We start from the raw sequence: 14,065 nt of genomic DNA on the forward strand, positions 1-14,065 counted from the left end.
GGATTGGTCAACAGTCTGGACGTCAGTTATCACGCCATATCGATCAGGCTGGTGAGTTCGGACAGCGTGGGTATCTTGGAGCTTTGCTTGCTCGTCGGGAGACAGTGCATCCCAGTTGTCCTTTGACAGGTGCGCAATCGTTTTGGTGGGTGTTGGCGCAGCTTCTTGAGTGCTCGGGGTTGTCAGCTTCCAGGCGCCAAGCGCAGGGACTTCGACCTGCGGGACTGCCGTATACCCTGGGTCAGTGGTCCTTGCGGTATATCGAGGCATCTCTGGCGCTGAAGTGGCGCAGCCAGCTAACGTGGCAGCCAACAATGCAAGGAAGAGCGGCGAGCGCATAGTCACTCGTCGAACTTGATTGCGCGGCCCTTGCCCTCAAGGCTGCCCCAGCTCATCAGCGATATTCCGCCCTTTCCGTAGCGAGCCAAAACGACAGCATCAGCCCCCATCTCAGACGCCTTCTCTTTGAGCTTTTCAGTCACCATCTCGCGGGTAGGGTCCGGGTGGAAGACGGTGGTTTTGTTGACCATGACAGAGATGTCGCCAAGCATCCTGTACTTGCGGTCTGTGATGTCGCTTTCTGTGACCTGGATCTGCGATGGTTGCTTCTTCGGCCCCTGACCTGCAGTGATGTCGGCTGCACTGTTGTCCACTGAACTGGTTGACCAAGTTGCACAGCCCGTCATAGAGGCGCACAAAAGAATTGAGCAAAGAATTTTCGTGCGCATAGCTTTCCCTATTGTGGTGTTGTATCAAAAAGTACGGAGAGTGTAGGCCGTAACCGTTGAGCTTTGCAATGAGAAAGATTGCAAGTCACTCTACCGTCGCGGCCAAGCTCGGCCTGCGTGCCCTGCCGCATCCTGATCAGCCGATCCACTACTTCGATCGGTATCTCCAACCAAGCCGTCTTGACCGGAAGGAAGGCTGATGTTTTGGCTTGTACTTGAGTCTTTTGAGGGCTTTGCCGTTGGCGGCGCGTCGGCGCTGGCGGACTGGAGTCAGGGCGATAGTGTCATCGCGTCATAAGAAATCCCGCTGACTAATGTGAAGTGGCGCACTCAGACTGCCGCTGTCTGCGAGGCCACGCGCTGCCTTGATGCGTGGCTGCATCGATGCTAGACGTGATGCAGCGGCGCGCCTGGAGTTGGACTGAACAGGCCAAAACCATGAGCGACACCTGTACGTATTGCGTCGGTGGCATTCATGTGCAGATTGCCCCGTTCAATGATGTTCCACATCTGCTCGTCAAATGTGGCGCCTGCGGCAACTACTATGTCTCGATGCCTAATGATATCGAGTACCAAAGAATCATGCGCTCCTTTGAGAGCCTCAGGGCTCCCGCTACCCTGCAGTCCGGCGGAGTAAGGTTGATGGAACATGAAGGAGGCCGTATCGCATGTGTGCCGCTTGCTACCAGCCAAGTAGATGAGCGTTGCGCAAGACTCGATGGCACCCATGTTGAAGGTGCTGACAGGTATTTGTAGACTCTTGATAACGTTTGCGATCGTCACGGCGGATGCAATGTGTCCGCCTGGCGAAGAGATCAGAAGGTTGATCTGGGAAAAAGAACTATTCGCCTGATACAAAGCCGGAATAGATCTTGTAATCGTGCCGTTGTCTACAACGCCTGACGCCGTCATCCAGACGATCGGTTTCTCATCCATAGCTCGGCCCCCTTTAAGCAGCCAGTCAACAGCAGCTCACTTGGAAAGATCAACTATGCATTTGGCAAATTGCTCAACCATCTCGTTTGACCTTTCTCGTATCAATTGGCTCTCTCCAGCTTTAGAGTCTTTTACGGTTAGGTCAATCTCAATGTGCACATCTTGTTGACCTTTCTTCCTATTGAAGCCAAGCACAGTCTTTTGATTTTTCATGATTCCCTCGAAAACCTGCCTCTGTGAGTCATCAAGTGCTCCGATGAACAAAGCGTAGCCTGGGGTTTCTGCCTCTGTTCTGATGATATTTTTTGGAGCAATCCCATTGGTATCTCTCAGGAAAGCGTTTGCTGGAGCCCACGCTTTGGCACTTCCGTCCATACCATCTCTCACGCCAACCTTCAGCGCATAGCCAAAAGTATTCTGGTATGTCCTAATATAGTAGGAGCCATTTACCAATACAGGAGCGCTAGCCTTAGTAGCAAAATCACGGCCAATGGCGGCGAACTCAAAGCCACATGCACTTAACTGTCCGTCTGCCGTTTCACGATGACTTTTCACGAACAGCGTTCCAGACATGTACTCTGCAAGCTGCCTTTCTAGATCGCTTGTGGAGCACCATCCCGCCGTGGGCAGTAATGCAAGAAGAGCGAATAGATGATTTCTTGGCATGTCTTTCTCACATCATGATCTGCATACCATAGATTGAATCTGCAATTCGTTTTCCTGTCAATCGGACATGCGCGCTTGCAGATTAAACTTTAGAGTTAGGCCATCAGGGTCAATACTGCTGACAAAGAAATTTCCAGGTGCACCCAATTTTCCTTTATTCGGGCACCCACTTCCCAATAACTACACCACAGATGGTCGCCTCGCCGTCGATTGGTGTGAGCCTGGGCTTCCAGTCCGGGTTCAAGGCGCGCAGGAACTTGCGGCCATCCTCTTCTAAGTACTGCTTGAACGTGGCTTGCTCTTGGCTCTCAAGGCGGACCACAACACGGTCGCCTGGTTGAGCCATCCGGCCCGGATCCACAAAGATGATGTCCCCAGGCTCGTAGGTAGGGCGTGCGCCGGGGTTGCTCATGCTTTCACCTTCAACGCGGAGACAAAACGTGGTTTCTCCATGCCGCACAGGGCATGGCAGCCAGTCCTCCGCGTCACCTGGGCGAAACGTGTCCACTATCTCAGACCAATTTCCTGCTTGCACCGACGAAATCAAGGGTACAAGCTTAGGTGTGGGGTGGTCTGAAAAGTGGCCTGTCATCGGCATCATCACCTGATGTATGCGCAGTGGCTTCATGCCTGCGAGTTCCTCTGCTGTAGTGCCAAGCGCAGCAGCGATCTTGGCCCCGTGCTTCGTATCCCCGCCCTTTTCGATCTTCGCGATCGATACCTGAGAAATGCCTACGGCCTCAGCGAGTTGAGCTTGGCTCCACCCCCGCTGTTCTCTTAGCGCCTTCATGCGCTCACCAAAAGTACTCACTGACATCTAGTGATCCTATAACCGCCGTTGTGGGTGGTCAAAGAGTCTTGGTTATTGACATTGAGAACCTGGGTTATAAAATGGGTTATGCACGAAAAAAACCCATCTGTCCCGGCCCTTCGTGAAGCTATTTCCCTTGCCGGCTCTCAAGCAGCGCTGGGCCGGCTCATGGGGCACTCGCAGGTACTTGTTCACAAGTGGCTCAACAGCTCCAAGCCTTTGGGCGAAAAACACTGTGCGAAGCTGGAAAAGCTCCTGGGCATCCATCGTTCGCGATCACGCCCTGATGACTGGCAGGAAATCTGGCCAGAACTCGTGCAGTCCACTGACGAAGCTGCGGAAGCATGACTCATGCCGCCGCGTCAGGACATCCTCCGCCCGCCGCGCGCTGTCTCCAGCTCGCGCTCCACGCACATCACGACCCGGCTCGCCCGGCAGCGGATGTGCAGCTCTCCCGCCATCCATGACAACTCCAGCTGGCTGGTGGTCAACGTCTGCTCCCGCGCGCTGGTGTCGGGGTTCACGTTGGTGCTGACGCTAGTCCTTGTGCTGGCGTGGAAGGGCTGTGTTTTGAGGTTCATGGCGGCTCCCTTTGGTGTGGTGTTTGTTTGCATTGCCGCGATGTTCGGCGTTCCCTTCTTCCCCGTCCACGTCCAATTTTTCAGGAGCCGGATATGAGCGCTCTCGATGCGCTACGCCGCGGCGTTGATCACTTCCCAGGTGGCCGCGCTGTCGTGGCAATCCGCCTGGGGAAGACCGATGAGGTTCTGCGCAAGGAGCTTTCTGGCGCCTCGTCGCACAAGCTTGGCGCCGTCGATGCGCTGGCCATCACCAGCCTGCTGCGCGAGGCAGCCATGCCTCATTGCTACGACTACGCGGCCTATGTTGCGGGCGAGGCTGGCGGCCGTTTCGATCTGGTGGAGGGCTGCCGCGCGGTGGTGGCGAGCCCCGTGGACAAGGTGTCCAAGCTGGTGCTGGAGACCTCGCACATCACCAGTGCGGTGATCGAGGCCATGCAAGACGGCGTGATCTCGGACAACGAGCTGGCGCAAATCGAGCGCGAGATCGCCGAGGCCGAGGAGGTGCTTCGCAAGCTGCGCCAGGCCGCGCGTGCCGTCAACGCCGCAGGCAAACCCCGTGAGATGAACGAAGCGCAGGGCGCGAAGGAGTAGGTATGGCCGGGGACTGGATCAAGATGCGGACTGACCTCTACCGAGACCCCAAGGTCTCGCTCATTGCTGATGCGCTGATGGCTCCTGGCAGCGAGCTTTCGCGTTACGTCACGAACAACTGTCAGCGTGAAATGACCGTCACCCGTAACGTTATGCGTAACGTCACGGTCGGAGCGCTGGTGTCTGTTTGGGGTGTGATGCGACAGCGTGGAAAGCGTAACGGTGACGATTTGGTGTGTCACGGCGTGACGCTGATGGTGCTCGATGACATCGCTGATCTGCCTGGTTTTGGCGCTGCACTCGCGCTTTCGGGCTGGGTTTTGCAGACCTCCGAGGGCCTCGAATTTCCTCGATTTTTCGACGAATACAACGTCTCTCCAGAGGAGAAAACCCGCTCGCAGGGTGCTGAACGCCAACGCCGTTACAGGGAGCGCCAAGGCCAAAAAAGTGACGGTCAAAGTGACGGTTTTGGCTGCGTCACGGGTGACGTAACGGATAACGTCACTGTGACGCCTAGAGAAGAGAAGAATAGAGAAGAGAAAGAGAATACCCCCCAACCCCCCACCGGGGGCCGGCAGCGCCGTCGCAATGCTGCCGAGGAGCCTGACGGCTTTGTCGAGTTCTGGTCGGCATACCCCCGCAAGGTCGGCAAGGACGCTGCTCGCAAGGCTTTCGCCAAACGCCGGCCAGACGCAGCGCTGTTGGCGAAGATGCTGGCGGCCATCACGATCCAGGCAAGGTCGACGCAGTGGATGCGTGACGATGGCCAGTTCATTCCGCACCCCTCGACATGGCTCAACGCGGGTCGTTGGGACGACGAAGAGGGCGTGGGGCAAGCGGGGCAGGGCGACAGTGAGAGCCGACCCCGCTGGGCTCTGCAGGCCGGTTTCGAGAACCGCTGGGAGGCGGAAAACGCGGGTTGTCGTGAGCACAACGCTCACCAATTCCGCGATGGCCACCGCGCGGAGGTGACCGCTTGAACGCCGCCGAACTCAGCCAGCGCATGGCCTCTGACGCCGCGGCGATTGCCCAGTACCTGCTGCCCAACGGCAAGCGCAAGGCCGGCGAGTGGGTGGCCGGCAGCATCAACGGCGAGGAGGGCCAGTCGCTTTCCGTCCGCCTGACGGGCACCAAGGCCGGCGTGTGGAAGGACTTCGCATCGGGTGAGGCAGGCGATCTGCTGGACCTGTGGGCCGCCTGCCGCAGCCAGTCCATCGGAGAAGCCATCCGCGAGGCGAAGCAGTACCTGGGCATTCGCGACGTGATGCCCGAGCGCGAGAAGAAGACCTTCAAGCGCCCGTCCAAGCCGCAGTGCCAAGCCGCTAAAGCCGGCGTGAAGGAGTGGCTCAACGGCCGGGGCATCACCGACGAGACCATCGCTGCATTCCGGGTGGCCGAGCAGATCCGCGGCGGCAAGACCTACGCCGTGTTCCCATACCTGCGCAACGGTGAGCTGGTCAACGTGAAGTACCGCAACATTGCGGAGAAGCGCGACATGCGCCAGGAGGGCGGGGCAGAGCCTTGCCTCTTCGGCTGGCACCTGATCGACCCCAAGGCCCGCACCGTGGCGATCACGGAGGGCGAGATCGATGCCATGACGTTGCACCAGGTCGGCATTCCGGCCCTGTCGGTCAATGCTGGCGCTGGCAATCACCAGTGGCTGGAGAACGATTGGGAGCGCCTGGACTGCTTTAGCGAGATCCTGATCTTTTCCGACAGCGACGAGGCTGGCAAGGCCGGGGCGCAGGAGATCGTCCGCCGCCTGGGCCTGGAGCGCTGCAAACTGGTCACGCTGCCCGAGAAGGATGCCAACGAGTTCCTGCAGAAGGGCGCTTGCGGCGAGGACTTCTGGCACGCCACCAAGGAAGCCAAGACCCTGGACCCCGAGGAGATGCGCCAGGCCAGCGACTTCATCAACCGCGTGAAGTCCATGTTCTATCCGGCCCACGATGACGAGGGCGACCCGGTGCTGCGCCTGGACAAGGATCTGGACTGGTTTGAGTTCCGCTCCGGCGAGGTCACCGTCTGGACCGGCTACAACGGCCACGGAAAGAGCTTGATGCTGTCTCAGGTGCTGCTGGGGCTCATGCAGCAGGGAGACCGCGTGATGGTGTTCTCCGGCGAGATGACACCCGAACGCCAGCTCAAGCGCACCGTCAAGCAGGCGGCGGGCCTGGACCGCCCGAGCATGCCCTACATCGACGCCATCGGAGCCTGGCTGCACGACAAGCAATGGTTCTTCAACGTGGTGGGCAGTGCAGGCATCGACCGTCTCCTGGCCGTGTTCCTGTACGGCTCCAAGCGTTACGGCATGCGTCACTTCGTGATCGACAGCTTGATGATGACGGACGTGCCCGAAGACGGCCCAGGCAGCATGACCGCCCAGAAGGAAGCCGTCCGCAAGATCTGCGATTTCGCGCGCCGCAATGGTGTGCATGTCCACCTGGTCGCCCACCCGCGCAAGGGTGCGGACGAGTCCAAGGGACCCGGGAAGCTGGACGTTGCCGGGTCTTCCAAGATCACCGACGGCGCCGACAACGTGTTCACCGTCTGGAGCGCGCGCAAGGACGAGAACGACCCGGACCACGACCCTGACAAGCCCGACGCCAAGCTGGAGCTGCAGAAGCAGCGCAACGGCGATGTGCAGCACTACAGCCAGTACCTCTGGTTCAACAAGGCCGCTCAGCAGTTCGCCACGAACAGCCGGCGTCGCGCCATCAACTATGTCCCTTTCTCAACCCAGGAGCCAAAAGATGAATTCGCTGACCAACCCTGATCGCGCTGTCCCGAACCTTGCGGCTGGCCATGTCCTGCTGTGGAGCCAGAGCCAGTGCGCGCTGCATATCGAGCCCCTTATGGACATGCTGACCAAAAACCGCAGGGCGTGCGCAGCTGACCATTGCATGGACTACGTGCCTCTGACCATCGGCACGCGCGAGGAATGCGACGCCGCCGCAAGCCGGCTCCGGCCAGTCCTCAACGAACGCCGCAGCGGCACCCCATCCCATTGATCCAGAAGACCGTATGACAACAGAAGCACCAACCACCCTCGCCGCTGAGCGGCCCAACGTCATCGAGCGCCTGACGAGCGCGAGCACCAGCAGCGACCTGTCCGTGGACCTGGAGAAACGCGGCGATGCGGACTACCTGATCGCCGCCGGCATCCAGCGCGCAGGCCTGGGCCGGCTGGTCCAGCAGTTGATCTGCGAATGGGACCGCCGCGAGAAGCCGCGCCCACTGACCGAAGAGCAGCTGCAGCGCGTGGCCGAGCAGCTTCCGCGAAAGAGCAGGGGGCGTCTCGACTTGGTGGGAGCCCGTGTGGCCGAGGGCCGGTGGCAGAGGGAGCGCCGTATGCAGATCCTGGCCAGCCTGCCGCAGTACAGCCGCCTGATGGACGCGCACGCCGGCTTCCTGCCTTGGGTACTGGCGCAGGGCATCAAGGACGCACGCGCCAAGCTGACCGACGTGCTGCTGTGGTGGTGCGACAGCAAGTGCCCAGGCTGCGGAGGCGTCAAGCTGGGCGAGATGGCGATCTGCGAGACCTGCAAGGGCTTCGGAGATCGTGAGGTGCCGCACGAAGCCGAGGGCCAACTGATTTCCGAGCACATCGCCAACCATGTGGACCGCGCCCGCTCGGGCACGATCGCCGCTCTGAAGCGAATGAGGGGACTGAAGACAGTTGCGGCCGGCAAAGGCTGATGTATACTGCGGTCCTAGAGCGCAGGCGCAGGTAAACCGCCTTCCTCACATTGGAAACGTCCCCAGACGGTGAGTCTGGCAAGACACAGATTCGATGAAGGAACTCGCCCAGAAAAAAGCCCGCTAGGTTCGCCAGCGGGCTTTGTCATTTGGGTCAGGTGCAGAAATTAAGCGTTGCGATTGCGCCTTGAGATTGCCAAACCGGCCCCGCCTAACAGAGCAGATAGAACGAGCAAGCCGAGGGTAGACGTAGACGGCACCGGTGTTGCTGTTGGCGTTGAAGGCGTGATAAGAGCCCAAGACCAAGGGGCTGCGCTGGCGTACGAAGCACCTATGAAGGAAGGGGCCGCTACACACGAGTCAGTTGCTCCGGTAGGGCCTGTTCCAATACTCGTGCAATTGAGAGTGTTGTACGCGTCGACAGTGGCGCCAATCTGCATTAATCCAATCTTGTCGCCAATAGCATGTGGAGCTGTGCCAGTTTGCCAAAGTTCAAGAAAGATGTTGGAACTTGTAATTGAGCCCGTGGCAGATGTGGAGACGGTTGCTTGAAAAAGCCTGACATTGGGATTGGTGTTCGCATACGTGTTGATCCCATCGCTGAAGCTGAATGACGTAATCTGAGCGGCAATGGGGGCGTTTGAAAGATTCGCGGCAAGTGGGGCCGCAGTTGTGAACGTGCCTGAGGGGACCATGGCCGTTGTGTAGTTTTGGCAGGGGCCACCGTTACAGACGGTGAAGTCCGTTTTTGCCGTGTAGGGCCCCGCGGATGCTGCGCCGTATGTGGCAGCTTGAGCAGCGGAAATGGCTGCGACATACATTGCAACTACCGCTGCTGACTTTTTGAGAGCTGACTTCATGGCGCCCTAGGAATGTTAAGAATTGTTGCGGACGCCGGATTCTGAGAGCTGAAATCTTCGACTATCGATGAATTTTCTTAATAGTCATTTGTGTACAACTGGGTGTTTGTGCTATTGAGTTTTTATTTTTTATGTGTTATTTGATTGGTCGTGCAAAAGCACTCGAAACTTAGCTCCCAAGAGCGTCGGTGAGCAGGAGATGGAAAGACACGTCCACAGCCCGCACGGTTCGCGCCCTGTGGGCTTTTTTGCTGTGCCCATCCTTTGGCAAGGCAGCGCCTTGGGCGCGTGATGTGAGGGCCGCCCTCACGCGGCAATCACTTGGATAGCTGATATTGCCAACAGCACAATGAAGTCAAGGCAACAAGCAGACTTCAACGATGCAAGAAATGAGATGCGCCAGTTGTAATCGCAAGCTGGCTGTTGGAGTGTTCCAGCACCTGAACATCAAGTGCCCGCGCTGCGGGACGCTGAATTCCTTGAGGGTCGAGAACCCCAAACCTGAGTGCCATCGAGCGCCTGTGAAAACAACCGAAAGGCAGTCTCCATGACCACTCTCGCAAATCCCACGCCTATTGGCGCGATGTTCGCTAACCTTGCGTTCAGCACTACGCCCGTGCAGATCGTTTCCCCGTCTTCGAACCTCCACGGCATCGTGATCCGCACCTGCTACATGAGTGCGGTTGCTGGCGTCATGGGTGTGCAGCTCTACGCAGATCGCTCGGCGCCCTCGGGCTTCGCGGACGCCACAAAACGAGTGATCCTGATCGGCAACCCGATTCCTTCCATCGCGCTGCAGTATTCGCTGTATGTGCCACCTGGTCTGGGCCTGTGGGCTGTCGGTTCGGGTACAGGCGGCAGCGTCGAGATAACCTACGACGTGTTGACCGCGCCGCTTGCCTAGTAGCCAAGCGCTAGGCCTATCTCAAGCCCGCTGGCGCTGCCAACGGGCTTTTCTGTTTCTGCTCTGAGCCAGTCGGGGCGCGCGCTGTGGACAAAGCGTGCGGGGTTCTCCACCGTGAGCTGCCACGGTGCTGGTTGCGAAGCGAACGGCATTCCCCCTGTGGCGCGAGCCATAAGTCCGAAGGGGTGACCTACACATGGGCTCGGCATTGCCGGGTCTTTCCTGTTTCTGGAGGTTCTATGAGCGATGCCAAAGAGAAGGCTCAGGCCTTCGGTTTCAGTGAAGAGGATGTGCGCGCCGCACTGGGGGCGTGGGGCGGCAATGCCTTCGCAATGGGGGGCGAGGAGCCCCAGGACTTTGTCCTAGACCTGGGGGTCGGTCGCAACCAGATGGCTATCGCCCTTCTGCTTTCCGAGCTACGCGCCCTTCGCCAGGAAATCGATGCCAGCCGGCGCAGTGCACAGCTTTTGCAGCAAGTCCTGGAAGAACTTCAGTCTTTGTGCCGGTCGGAAGAGTGCAGGGTGATCTGCGCAGCCTAAGACGTATGTCGCTTGATTTCTGATGAGATTTCGGCGAGTTGGCGCAAGGCATTTTGAACATATCCCGTGAGCGGGTGTGTTCGAAGCCATTCATTTCTGAATTCGGCGTAAGCAGCTTGCTTGGATTCAGCGTCCAATTTGTCGTAGCCCTCAGACCTTTTGAGATTCCTATGACGCTCTTCCTCTATCGCAAGCAGTTCCTTACTGCGAATCCCTGACGCCAGCTCCCTCACATGGGCGGCTAGGAGCATGTCGACTACTGTGGCTTGGTTCATTTTCGCCCTCCTGGCGATGGGTTGTGTGGAAGCTCCCATCGTATGCCAGGAGGGTGGCGCAAGGCACTTTAGTCGTGCGCTAGTAGACGCGATTGTTGGGCTGCTCATGCAGCGCTTGTATGCGCTGGCGGATGATCTACTCAAAAACAGAGGTGGCGATATTCCACAACTTCGCGTCGATTGGGCTTAAGTTCGTTGAATCCACAAGCTTAATGACATCCATGGAGAGCGAAGCGCGGAGGCAGCGAAAGAGGAAGTCTGCTACGTCCTTTTTCCCTGCCCCGTCAAGCAGCTTGACTCCGTGGGCGAGAGCTGCCGCAGCCAGTAGTACGCTTTTTGGACTTGCTTTTTGCTGGGCGAGTTCAGGAGTCTTGGACCAGAGATCAATCACTAGGGAGTGGGCAAGCTCCTTTGTGTTCCCGTGAAACGCGCTAAGCGATGCCTCTAAGTCCAGTTGCTTCTTCACAAACTCCACGGCAAAGCCTGTATCGCGAGCCGCTCGTAGATTGCTGAAAAATCCCATTTTTCTCTCTGAAGTTGTCAATCGAAGGTAGCCGGAAATTCAGGTGGCAATTTATCAGATCAGGAATTTCCATTTTCCATTGCCGTACGCGTATGGCCTCAGGCCTGCGTGGCGGCACCTATCAAGGAGATCGTGATGCTCTACAACCATGAGAACGCAGCCAGCGCCATGGTTGTGGACATGGATTCGGGCAAAGTGCTTTCCAAGGTGCTGGAGGTGAACACCCGGGCCGGATGGGTCAAGGTGCATCACCACCCTCTGTGCCTGGACGCACAGGGGCGAGTCGCTGGCGAGCGCATTGGCTTTGGCTCGATCTACGCAATCCAGGGCTTGGAGTCGATGCCCTGCTTGTTCCACTGCTACGGGAGGCAGTCGTGAACGCAGCGCGCGAAGTCTGGCAGTCCAACGACTGCCCTTTGGCTTGTACAGTCCCAGCTTTTCTTCTTGGCTCCCGAAATCTAGTGGCGAATCAATGGCACAGCATAGGTGACAGGACCTCTGGTGTTGATTGTGCTCACGCAGTTCGCATCCGCGCATGTGCCGTAAAGCGCGATGTATGCCAGCAGACCTCCGGCGAAATCGCGGCCGTGGTTGAATTTCAGAACGTTTACGCCAGTGAGATCAGGCCTGTTCGGCTGATCGATTACGGATTGAGCATTTGGCTGGCAGCGGCCTTCGCAGGAGTATCTAAGTTGCCTCTCAACAGTGGCGTTGGGAGCGACGAGGTCAATCTGTATGTCGCTCATCGATTGAGTCACGGTGTCGTATACGTAAGAGCCGGTGGCAGTGCTGCCGCCAGCGAATTGCACTCCTGAGAACGAGAGCGTGATCATTTCGGCTTGTACCGCCGTCGCCAAAAGAATAGGCGCAATAGCTATTAGCGATCGAAAATTCATAGGTAGATTGTCTTGGTTGATGTGGTTGCTTGTCCGAAGACTATGACAGATGAAGAGGCTCAGATTTTTTGTGAGTGAATGGTTGACTTGCTAACATTCAACAAACCGTCAGGTTTGTTGAGGAATCGCACTTAGACTGGAACTGGTGTGAATGAAATTCATTAGCATCAAAAACATTCAACTTGATTGGGAGCATGGAATGAGGAAGTCGTTTCTTGCCGTTGCCGCCTTTGCGGCATTGGGTGCATCTGCGAGCGCATTCGCTGTTGGGAACGTGGAAGATGCGCATATCTGCGTGGTACGGGGGTGGGCTTGCGATGAAGCCGACCCGAGCTATACCGGCAGTGTGTTGATGTACCTCGACGATGGTCGATTGGTCCGCAAGCTGACAGCAAACAACCCACGAGAGGCAGGCGTGGGGGCGATGTGCGGTGGCAACTCCAGCCGTGGCTTTGCTGGAGATCTGGACACCACCACCGAGCAAGATTTTTCCAATGGTTATCACGATGTGCGCTTTTACTTTGAGCGCCGCAACGGCACGCTGATGGAGTTGTCGAACTCGCCAAAGCGCGTATTGTTTGGTAAGGCTCAGTTCAGTCCCGGCCCCGCCGAGTGCTCTTTCCCCAACGGTTGGGGGAACTGATTGCAGATGGCAGCCCGGAATTCCCGGGCTTTTTTGTTTCCAAGCCATAGGAAATGAAGAGCCCCGGGTGCATATTCCGGAGGTCAGCCGATCAACCCGCTCGGCCTATTCGGCAAAGCACGCATCGCATCCTGGGATACAAGGCCTGCGTGGCGACTGCTACAAGGAGATCTGCAGGGGCCAGAGACCACACATCAGCGCCCTACCACTGCAGATTCAGAAGGTTTGCACCTGAAAGCTGCCAGCAGGTTCAGCAAAGCATTCCGTGGACATCAAATTGCACTCTGTGAGCCGTAGAAATATGATGTGCTTTTTGAGGAGATCCGAAGGATGAAGATTGTTGCGGCGCTAGTAGTGGCGCTGGGGGCTTCCAGCGCTTTTTCTGCAGATGAACCAAACGCAGCGGTGGCTTCTGGCGTTGTTCGCATGTCCGCTTCCATGAACGAGTTGGCACTGGCATGCAAGCACATGTCCAGCCAAAAGGTGGATGAGGCGAGAGCGAAGCAGAAGACCGCGACGCTATCTGATCTGAAGGTCTCCGAGGCAGACTACGAGAAGCTATACAGCGCTGCAGCCAGTGACTTCAAGAAGAAATGGTCTTCGATGTCTGCACAGCAACAGCAGCAGTCCTGCGATCAGATGAAGAAGATGCCCACGAAGCCCTAGAAGCAAAGGGCATTCCCGTTGTCTATCGCCACCTTCGGGTGGCGTTTGCATTTGGTGGCCTGCCATGTCCAAGCTACAGACCCTTAAGAGCACGCTTCCGGTCCTTGATACCCGCCGCGTGCAGACAATGCAGGCCGGCAGCTGGCGCACCAGTGATCAAACCAGCAGCCAGCGCGGCTACGGCTACAAGTGGCAGAAGGCCCGCGAGCAGTTCCTGCGAGAGCACCCGCTGTGCCTCATGTGCCAGGCGCAGGGCAGGGTCGAGGCGGCAACGGTTGTTGACCACATCACCCCGCATCGCGGGGATCAGTCGCTGTTCTGGCGGCGCAGCAACTGGCAGCCCCTGTGCGCCACCCATCACAGCCGTGACAAGCAGCGCGAGGAGGCTCGCCGAGTCTTATAGACCCGCGATCTTGCGAACCTCTGCCAATGTGAACTCTTGGCCTTCGTCTTCGAAGTCCTGATAGACGTGCTCACCCTTCGTGAGCAGCTCGTCCAGCTTCGCGACTTCTTGATCTTGCAGCTCGTAGATAACGATGAATGCTTCTGCTGGGTCTTGATCATCCGCGCCGAACTCTTTGGCTTCCTCGTGAAGCGCTTTGATTGCAGAAACGGGATCAGAGGCTTCTCCCATCCATTGCAAGAATCCCGGGCCTGTGTCGAAGATTGCGTATTGCATCGATGCTCCTTTCTGATTGGTCTTGATGATAGATGGCTCTGGACGCTCATAGGGCAGGCATACCGTCG

Annotated in this window: 22 protein-coding genes; 13 read left to right on the plus strand and 9 right to left on the minus strand. The window is 57.7% G+C overall.

Annotated elements, in window-relative coordinates:
- Window positions 1-341: 341 nt before the first annotated feature.
- From INR38_RS18820 to INR38_RS18835, 4 genes are all read right to left on the minus strand, one after another.
- Entirely contained in the window at window positions 342-728 is a 387-nt protein-coding gene (locus tag INR38_RS18820; protein WP_155294223.1) for a hypothetical protein, read from the minus strand.
- A 387-nt stretch (window positions 729-1,115) separates the two neighbouring features.
- Window positions 1,116-1,664 (minus strand): ATP-dependent Clp protease proteolytic subunit, encoded by a 549-nt coding sequence (locus INR38_RS18825; RefSeq protein ID WP_207442689.1) that lies wholly within the window; start codon window positions 1,662-1,664, stop codon window positions 1,116-1,118.
- Between the two features lie 36 nt (window positions 1,665-1,700).
- Window positions 1,701-2,237, minus strand: a complete 537-nt coding sequence (locus INR38_RS18830) for a hypothetical protein (RefSeq protein WP_155294224.1) — start codon at window positions 2,235-2,237, stop codon at window positions 1,701-1,703.
- Between the two features lie 247 nt (window positions 2,238-2,484).
- Complete coding sequence (locus INR38_RS18835; RefSeq protein ID WP_242699118.1) at window positions 2,485-3,147, minus strand: XRE family transcriptional regulator; 663 nt, start codon at window positions 3,145-3,147, stop codon at window positions 2,485-2,487.
- An 81-nt stretch (window positions 3,148-3,228) separates the two neighbouring features.
- Here INR38_RS18835 and INR38_RS18840 point away from each other — a divergent pair, with 81 nt between their 5' ends.
- Window positions 3,229-3,489, plus strand: a complete 261-nt coding sequence (locus INR38_RS18840) for a YdaS family helix-turn-helix protein (protein WP_080736849.1) — start codon at window positions 3,229-3,231, stop codon at window positions 3,487-3,489.
- Window positions 3,490-3,503: 14 nt separating this feature from the next.
- Here INR38_RS18840 and INR38_RS18845 read toward each other — a convergent pair whose 3' ends face one another.
- Window positions 3,504-3,722, minus strand: coding sequence for a hypothetical protein (locus INR38_RS18845; protein ID WP_148078889.1), 219 nt, complete (start codon window positions 3,720-3,722; stop codon window positions 3,504-3,506).
- A 93-nt stretch (window positions 3,723-3,815) separates the two neighbouring features.
- On the opposite strand from INR38_RS18845, the gene INR38_RS18850 reads away from it, so the two are divergent.
- From INR38_RS18850 to INR38_RS18890, 8 genes are all read left to right on the plus strand, one after another.
- Entirely contained in the window at window positions 3,816-4,313 is a 498-nt protein-coding gene (locus INR38_RS18850; protein ID WP_207442688.1) for a phage regulatory CII family protein, read from the plus strand.
- A gap of 2 nt (window positions 4,314-4,315) precedes the next feature.
- Entirely contained in the window at window positions 4,316-5,293 is a 978-nt protein-coding gene (locus tag INR38_RS18855; protein WP_207442687.1) for a hypothetical protein, read from the plus strand.
- Window positions 5,290-7,089, plus strand: a complete 1,800-nt coding sequence (locus INR38_RS18860; protein WP_207442686.1) for a toprim domain-containing protein — start codon at window positions 5,290-5,292, stop codon at window positions 7,087-7,089. Before INR38_RS18855 ends, INR38_RS18860 begins: the two co-directional genes overlap by 4 nt.
- Window positions 7,067-7,324 (plus strand): hypothetical protein, encoded by a 258-nt coding sequence (locus INR38_RS18865; RefSeq protein WP_080736850.1) that lies wholly within the window; start codon window positions 7,067-7,069, stop codon window positions 7,322-7,324. Before INR38_RS18860 ends, INR38_RS18865 begins: the two co-directional genes overlap by 23 nt.
- 13 nt (window positions 7,325-7,337) lie before the next feature.
- The gene (locus tag INR38_RS18870; protein ID WP_207442685.1) at window positions 7,338-8,012 is read left to right on the plus strand and encodes a hypothetical protein; all 675 of its coding nucleotides are present in this window, start codon (window positions 7,338-7,340) and stop codon (window positions 8,010-8,012) included.
- A 1,249-nt stretch (window positions 8,013-9,261) separates the two neighbouring features.
- Complete coding sequence (locus tag INR38_RS18880) at window positions 9,262-9,423, plus strand: Com family DNA-binding transcriptional regulator (RefSeq protein WP_230590969.1); 162 nt, start codon at window positions 9,262-9,264, stop codon at window positions 9,421-9,423.
- The gene (locus INR38_RS18885; protein ID WP_051940694.1) at window positions 9,420-9,776 is read left to right on the plus strand and encodes a hypothetical protein; all 357 of its coding nucleotides are present in this window, start codon (window positions 9,420-9,422) and stop codon (window positions 9,774-9,776) included. The genes INR38_RS18880 and INR38_RS18885 overlap by 4 nt, the downstream gene beginning before the upstream one ends.
- Before the next feature lie 239 nt (window positions 9,777-10,015).
- Complete coding sequence (locus INR38_RS18890; protein WP_207442683.1) at window positions 10,016-10,315, plus strand: hypothetical protein; 300 nt, start codon at window positions 10,016-10,018, stop codon at window positions 10,313-10,315.
- Here the strand turns inward: INR38_RS18890 and INR38_RS18895 are convergent.
- The gene (locus INR38_RS18895; RefSeq protein WP_207442682.1) at window positions 10,312-10,590 is read right to left on the minus strand and encodes a hypothetical protein; all 279 of its coding nucleotides are present in this window, start codon (window positions 10,588-10,590) and stop codon (window positions 10,312-10,314) included. The two genes, INR38_RS18890 and INR38_RS18895, sit on opposite strands and share 4 nt — an antisense overlap.
- Before the next feature lie 136 nt (window positions 10,591-10,726).
- A complete protein-coding gene (locus INR38_RS18900; protein ID WP_207442681.1) occupies window positions 10,727-11,113 on the minus strand; it encodes a hypothetical protein in 387 nt (128 codons plus the stop codon).
- A gap of 135 nt (window positions 11,114-11,248) precedes the next feature.
- On the opposite strand from INR38_RS18900, the gene INR38_RS18905 reads away from it, so the two are divergent.
- A complete protein-coding gene (locus tag INR38_RS18905) occupies window positions 11,249-11,491 on the plus strand; it encodes a hypothetical protein (RefSeq protein ID WP_207442680.1) in 243 nt (80 codons plus the stop codon).
- Between the two features lie 80 nt (window positions 11,492-11,571).
- Here the strand turns inward: INR38_RS18905 and INR38_RS18910 are convergent, their stop codons facing one another.
- Window positions 11,572-12,009 (minus strand): hypothetical protein, encoded by a 438-nt coding sequence (locus tag INR38_RS18910; protein ID WP_207442679.1) that lies wholly within the window; start codon window positions 12,007-12,009, stop codon window positions 11,572-11,574.
- A 151-nt stretch (window positions 12,010-12,160) separates the two neighbouring features.
- Between INR38_RS18910 and INR38_RS18915 the strand changes: the two genes are divergently transcribed.
- The 3 genes from INR38_RS18915 to INR38_RS18925 all read left to right on the plus strand — a co-directional run bounded on the left by INR38_RS18915 (window position 12,161) and on the right by INR38_RS18925 (window position 13,721).
- The gene (locus INR38_RS18915; RefSeq protein ID WP_207442678.1) at window positions 12,161-12,652 is read left to right on the plus strand and encodes a hypothetical protein; all 492 of its coding nucleotides are present in this window, start codon (window positions 12,161-12,163) and stop codon (window positions 12,650-12,652) included.
- A 330-nt stretch (window positions 12,653-12,982) separates the two neighbouring features.
- Window positions 12,983-13,318 carry a hypothetical protein gene (locus INR38_RS18920; RefSeq protein WP_242699119.1) on the plus strand — a complete coding sequence of 112 codons (336 nt, stop codon included), beginning with the start codon at window positions 12,983-12,985 and terminating at the stop codon, window positions 13,316-13,318.
- A 64-nt stretch (window positions 13,319-13,382) separates the two neighbouring features.
- Entirely contained in the window at window positions 13,383-13,721 is a 339-nt protein-coding gene (locus tag INR38_RS18925; protein WP_123691230.1) for an HNH endonuclease signature motif containing protein, read from the plus strand.
- Here INR38_RS18925 and INR38_RS18930 read toward each other — a convergent pair.
- Window positions 13,716-13,997 carry a hypothetical protein gene (locus tag INR38_RS18930; protein ID WP_207442677.1) on the minus strand — a complete coding sequence of 94 codons (282 nt, stop codon included), beginning with the start codon at window positions 13,995-13,997 and terminating at the stop codon, window positions 13,716-13,718. The two genes, INR38_RS18925 and INR38_RS18930, sit on opposite strands and share 6 nt — an antisense overlap.
- Window positions 13,998-14,065: the final 68 nt, after the last annotated feature.

Origin of the sequence: Delftia sp. SD018 (genome assembly GCF_017355445.1) — a bacterium.
Taxonomy (GTDB): Bacteria; Pseudomonadota; Gammaproteobacteria; order Burkholderiales; family Burkholderiaceae_C; genus Comamonas; species Comamonas acidovorans.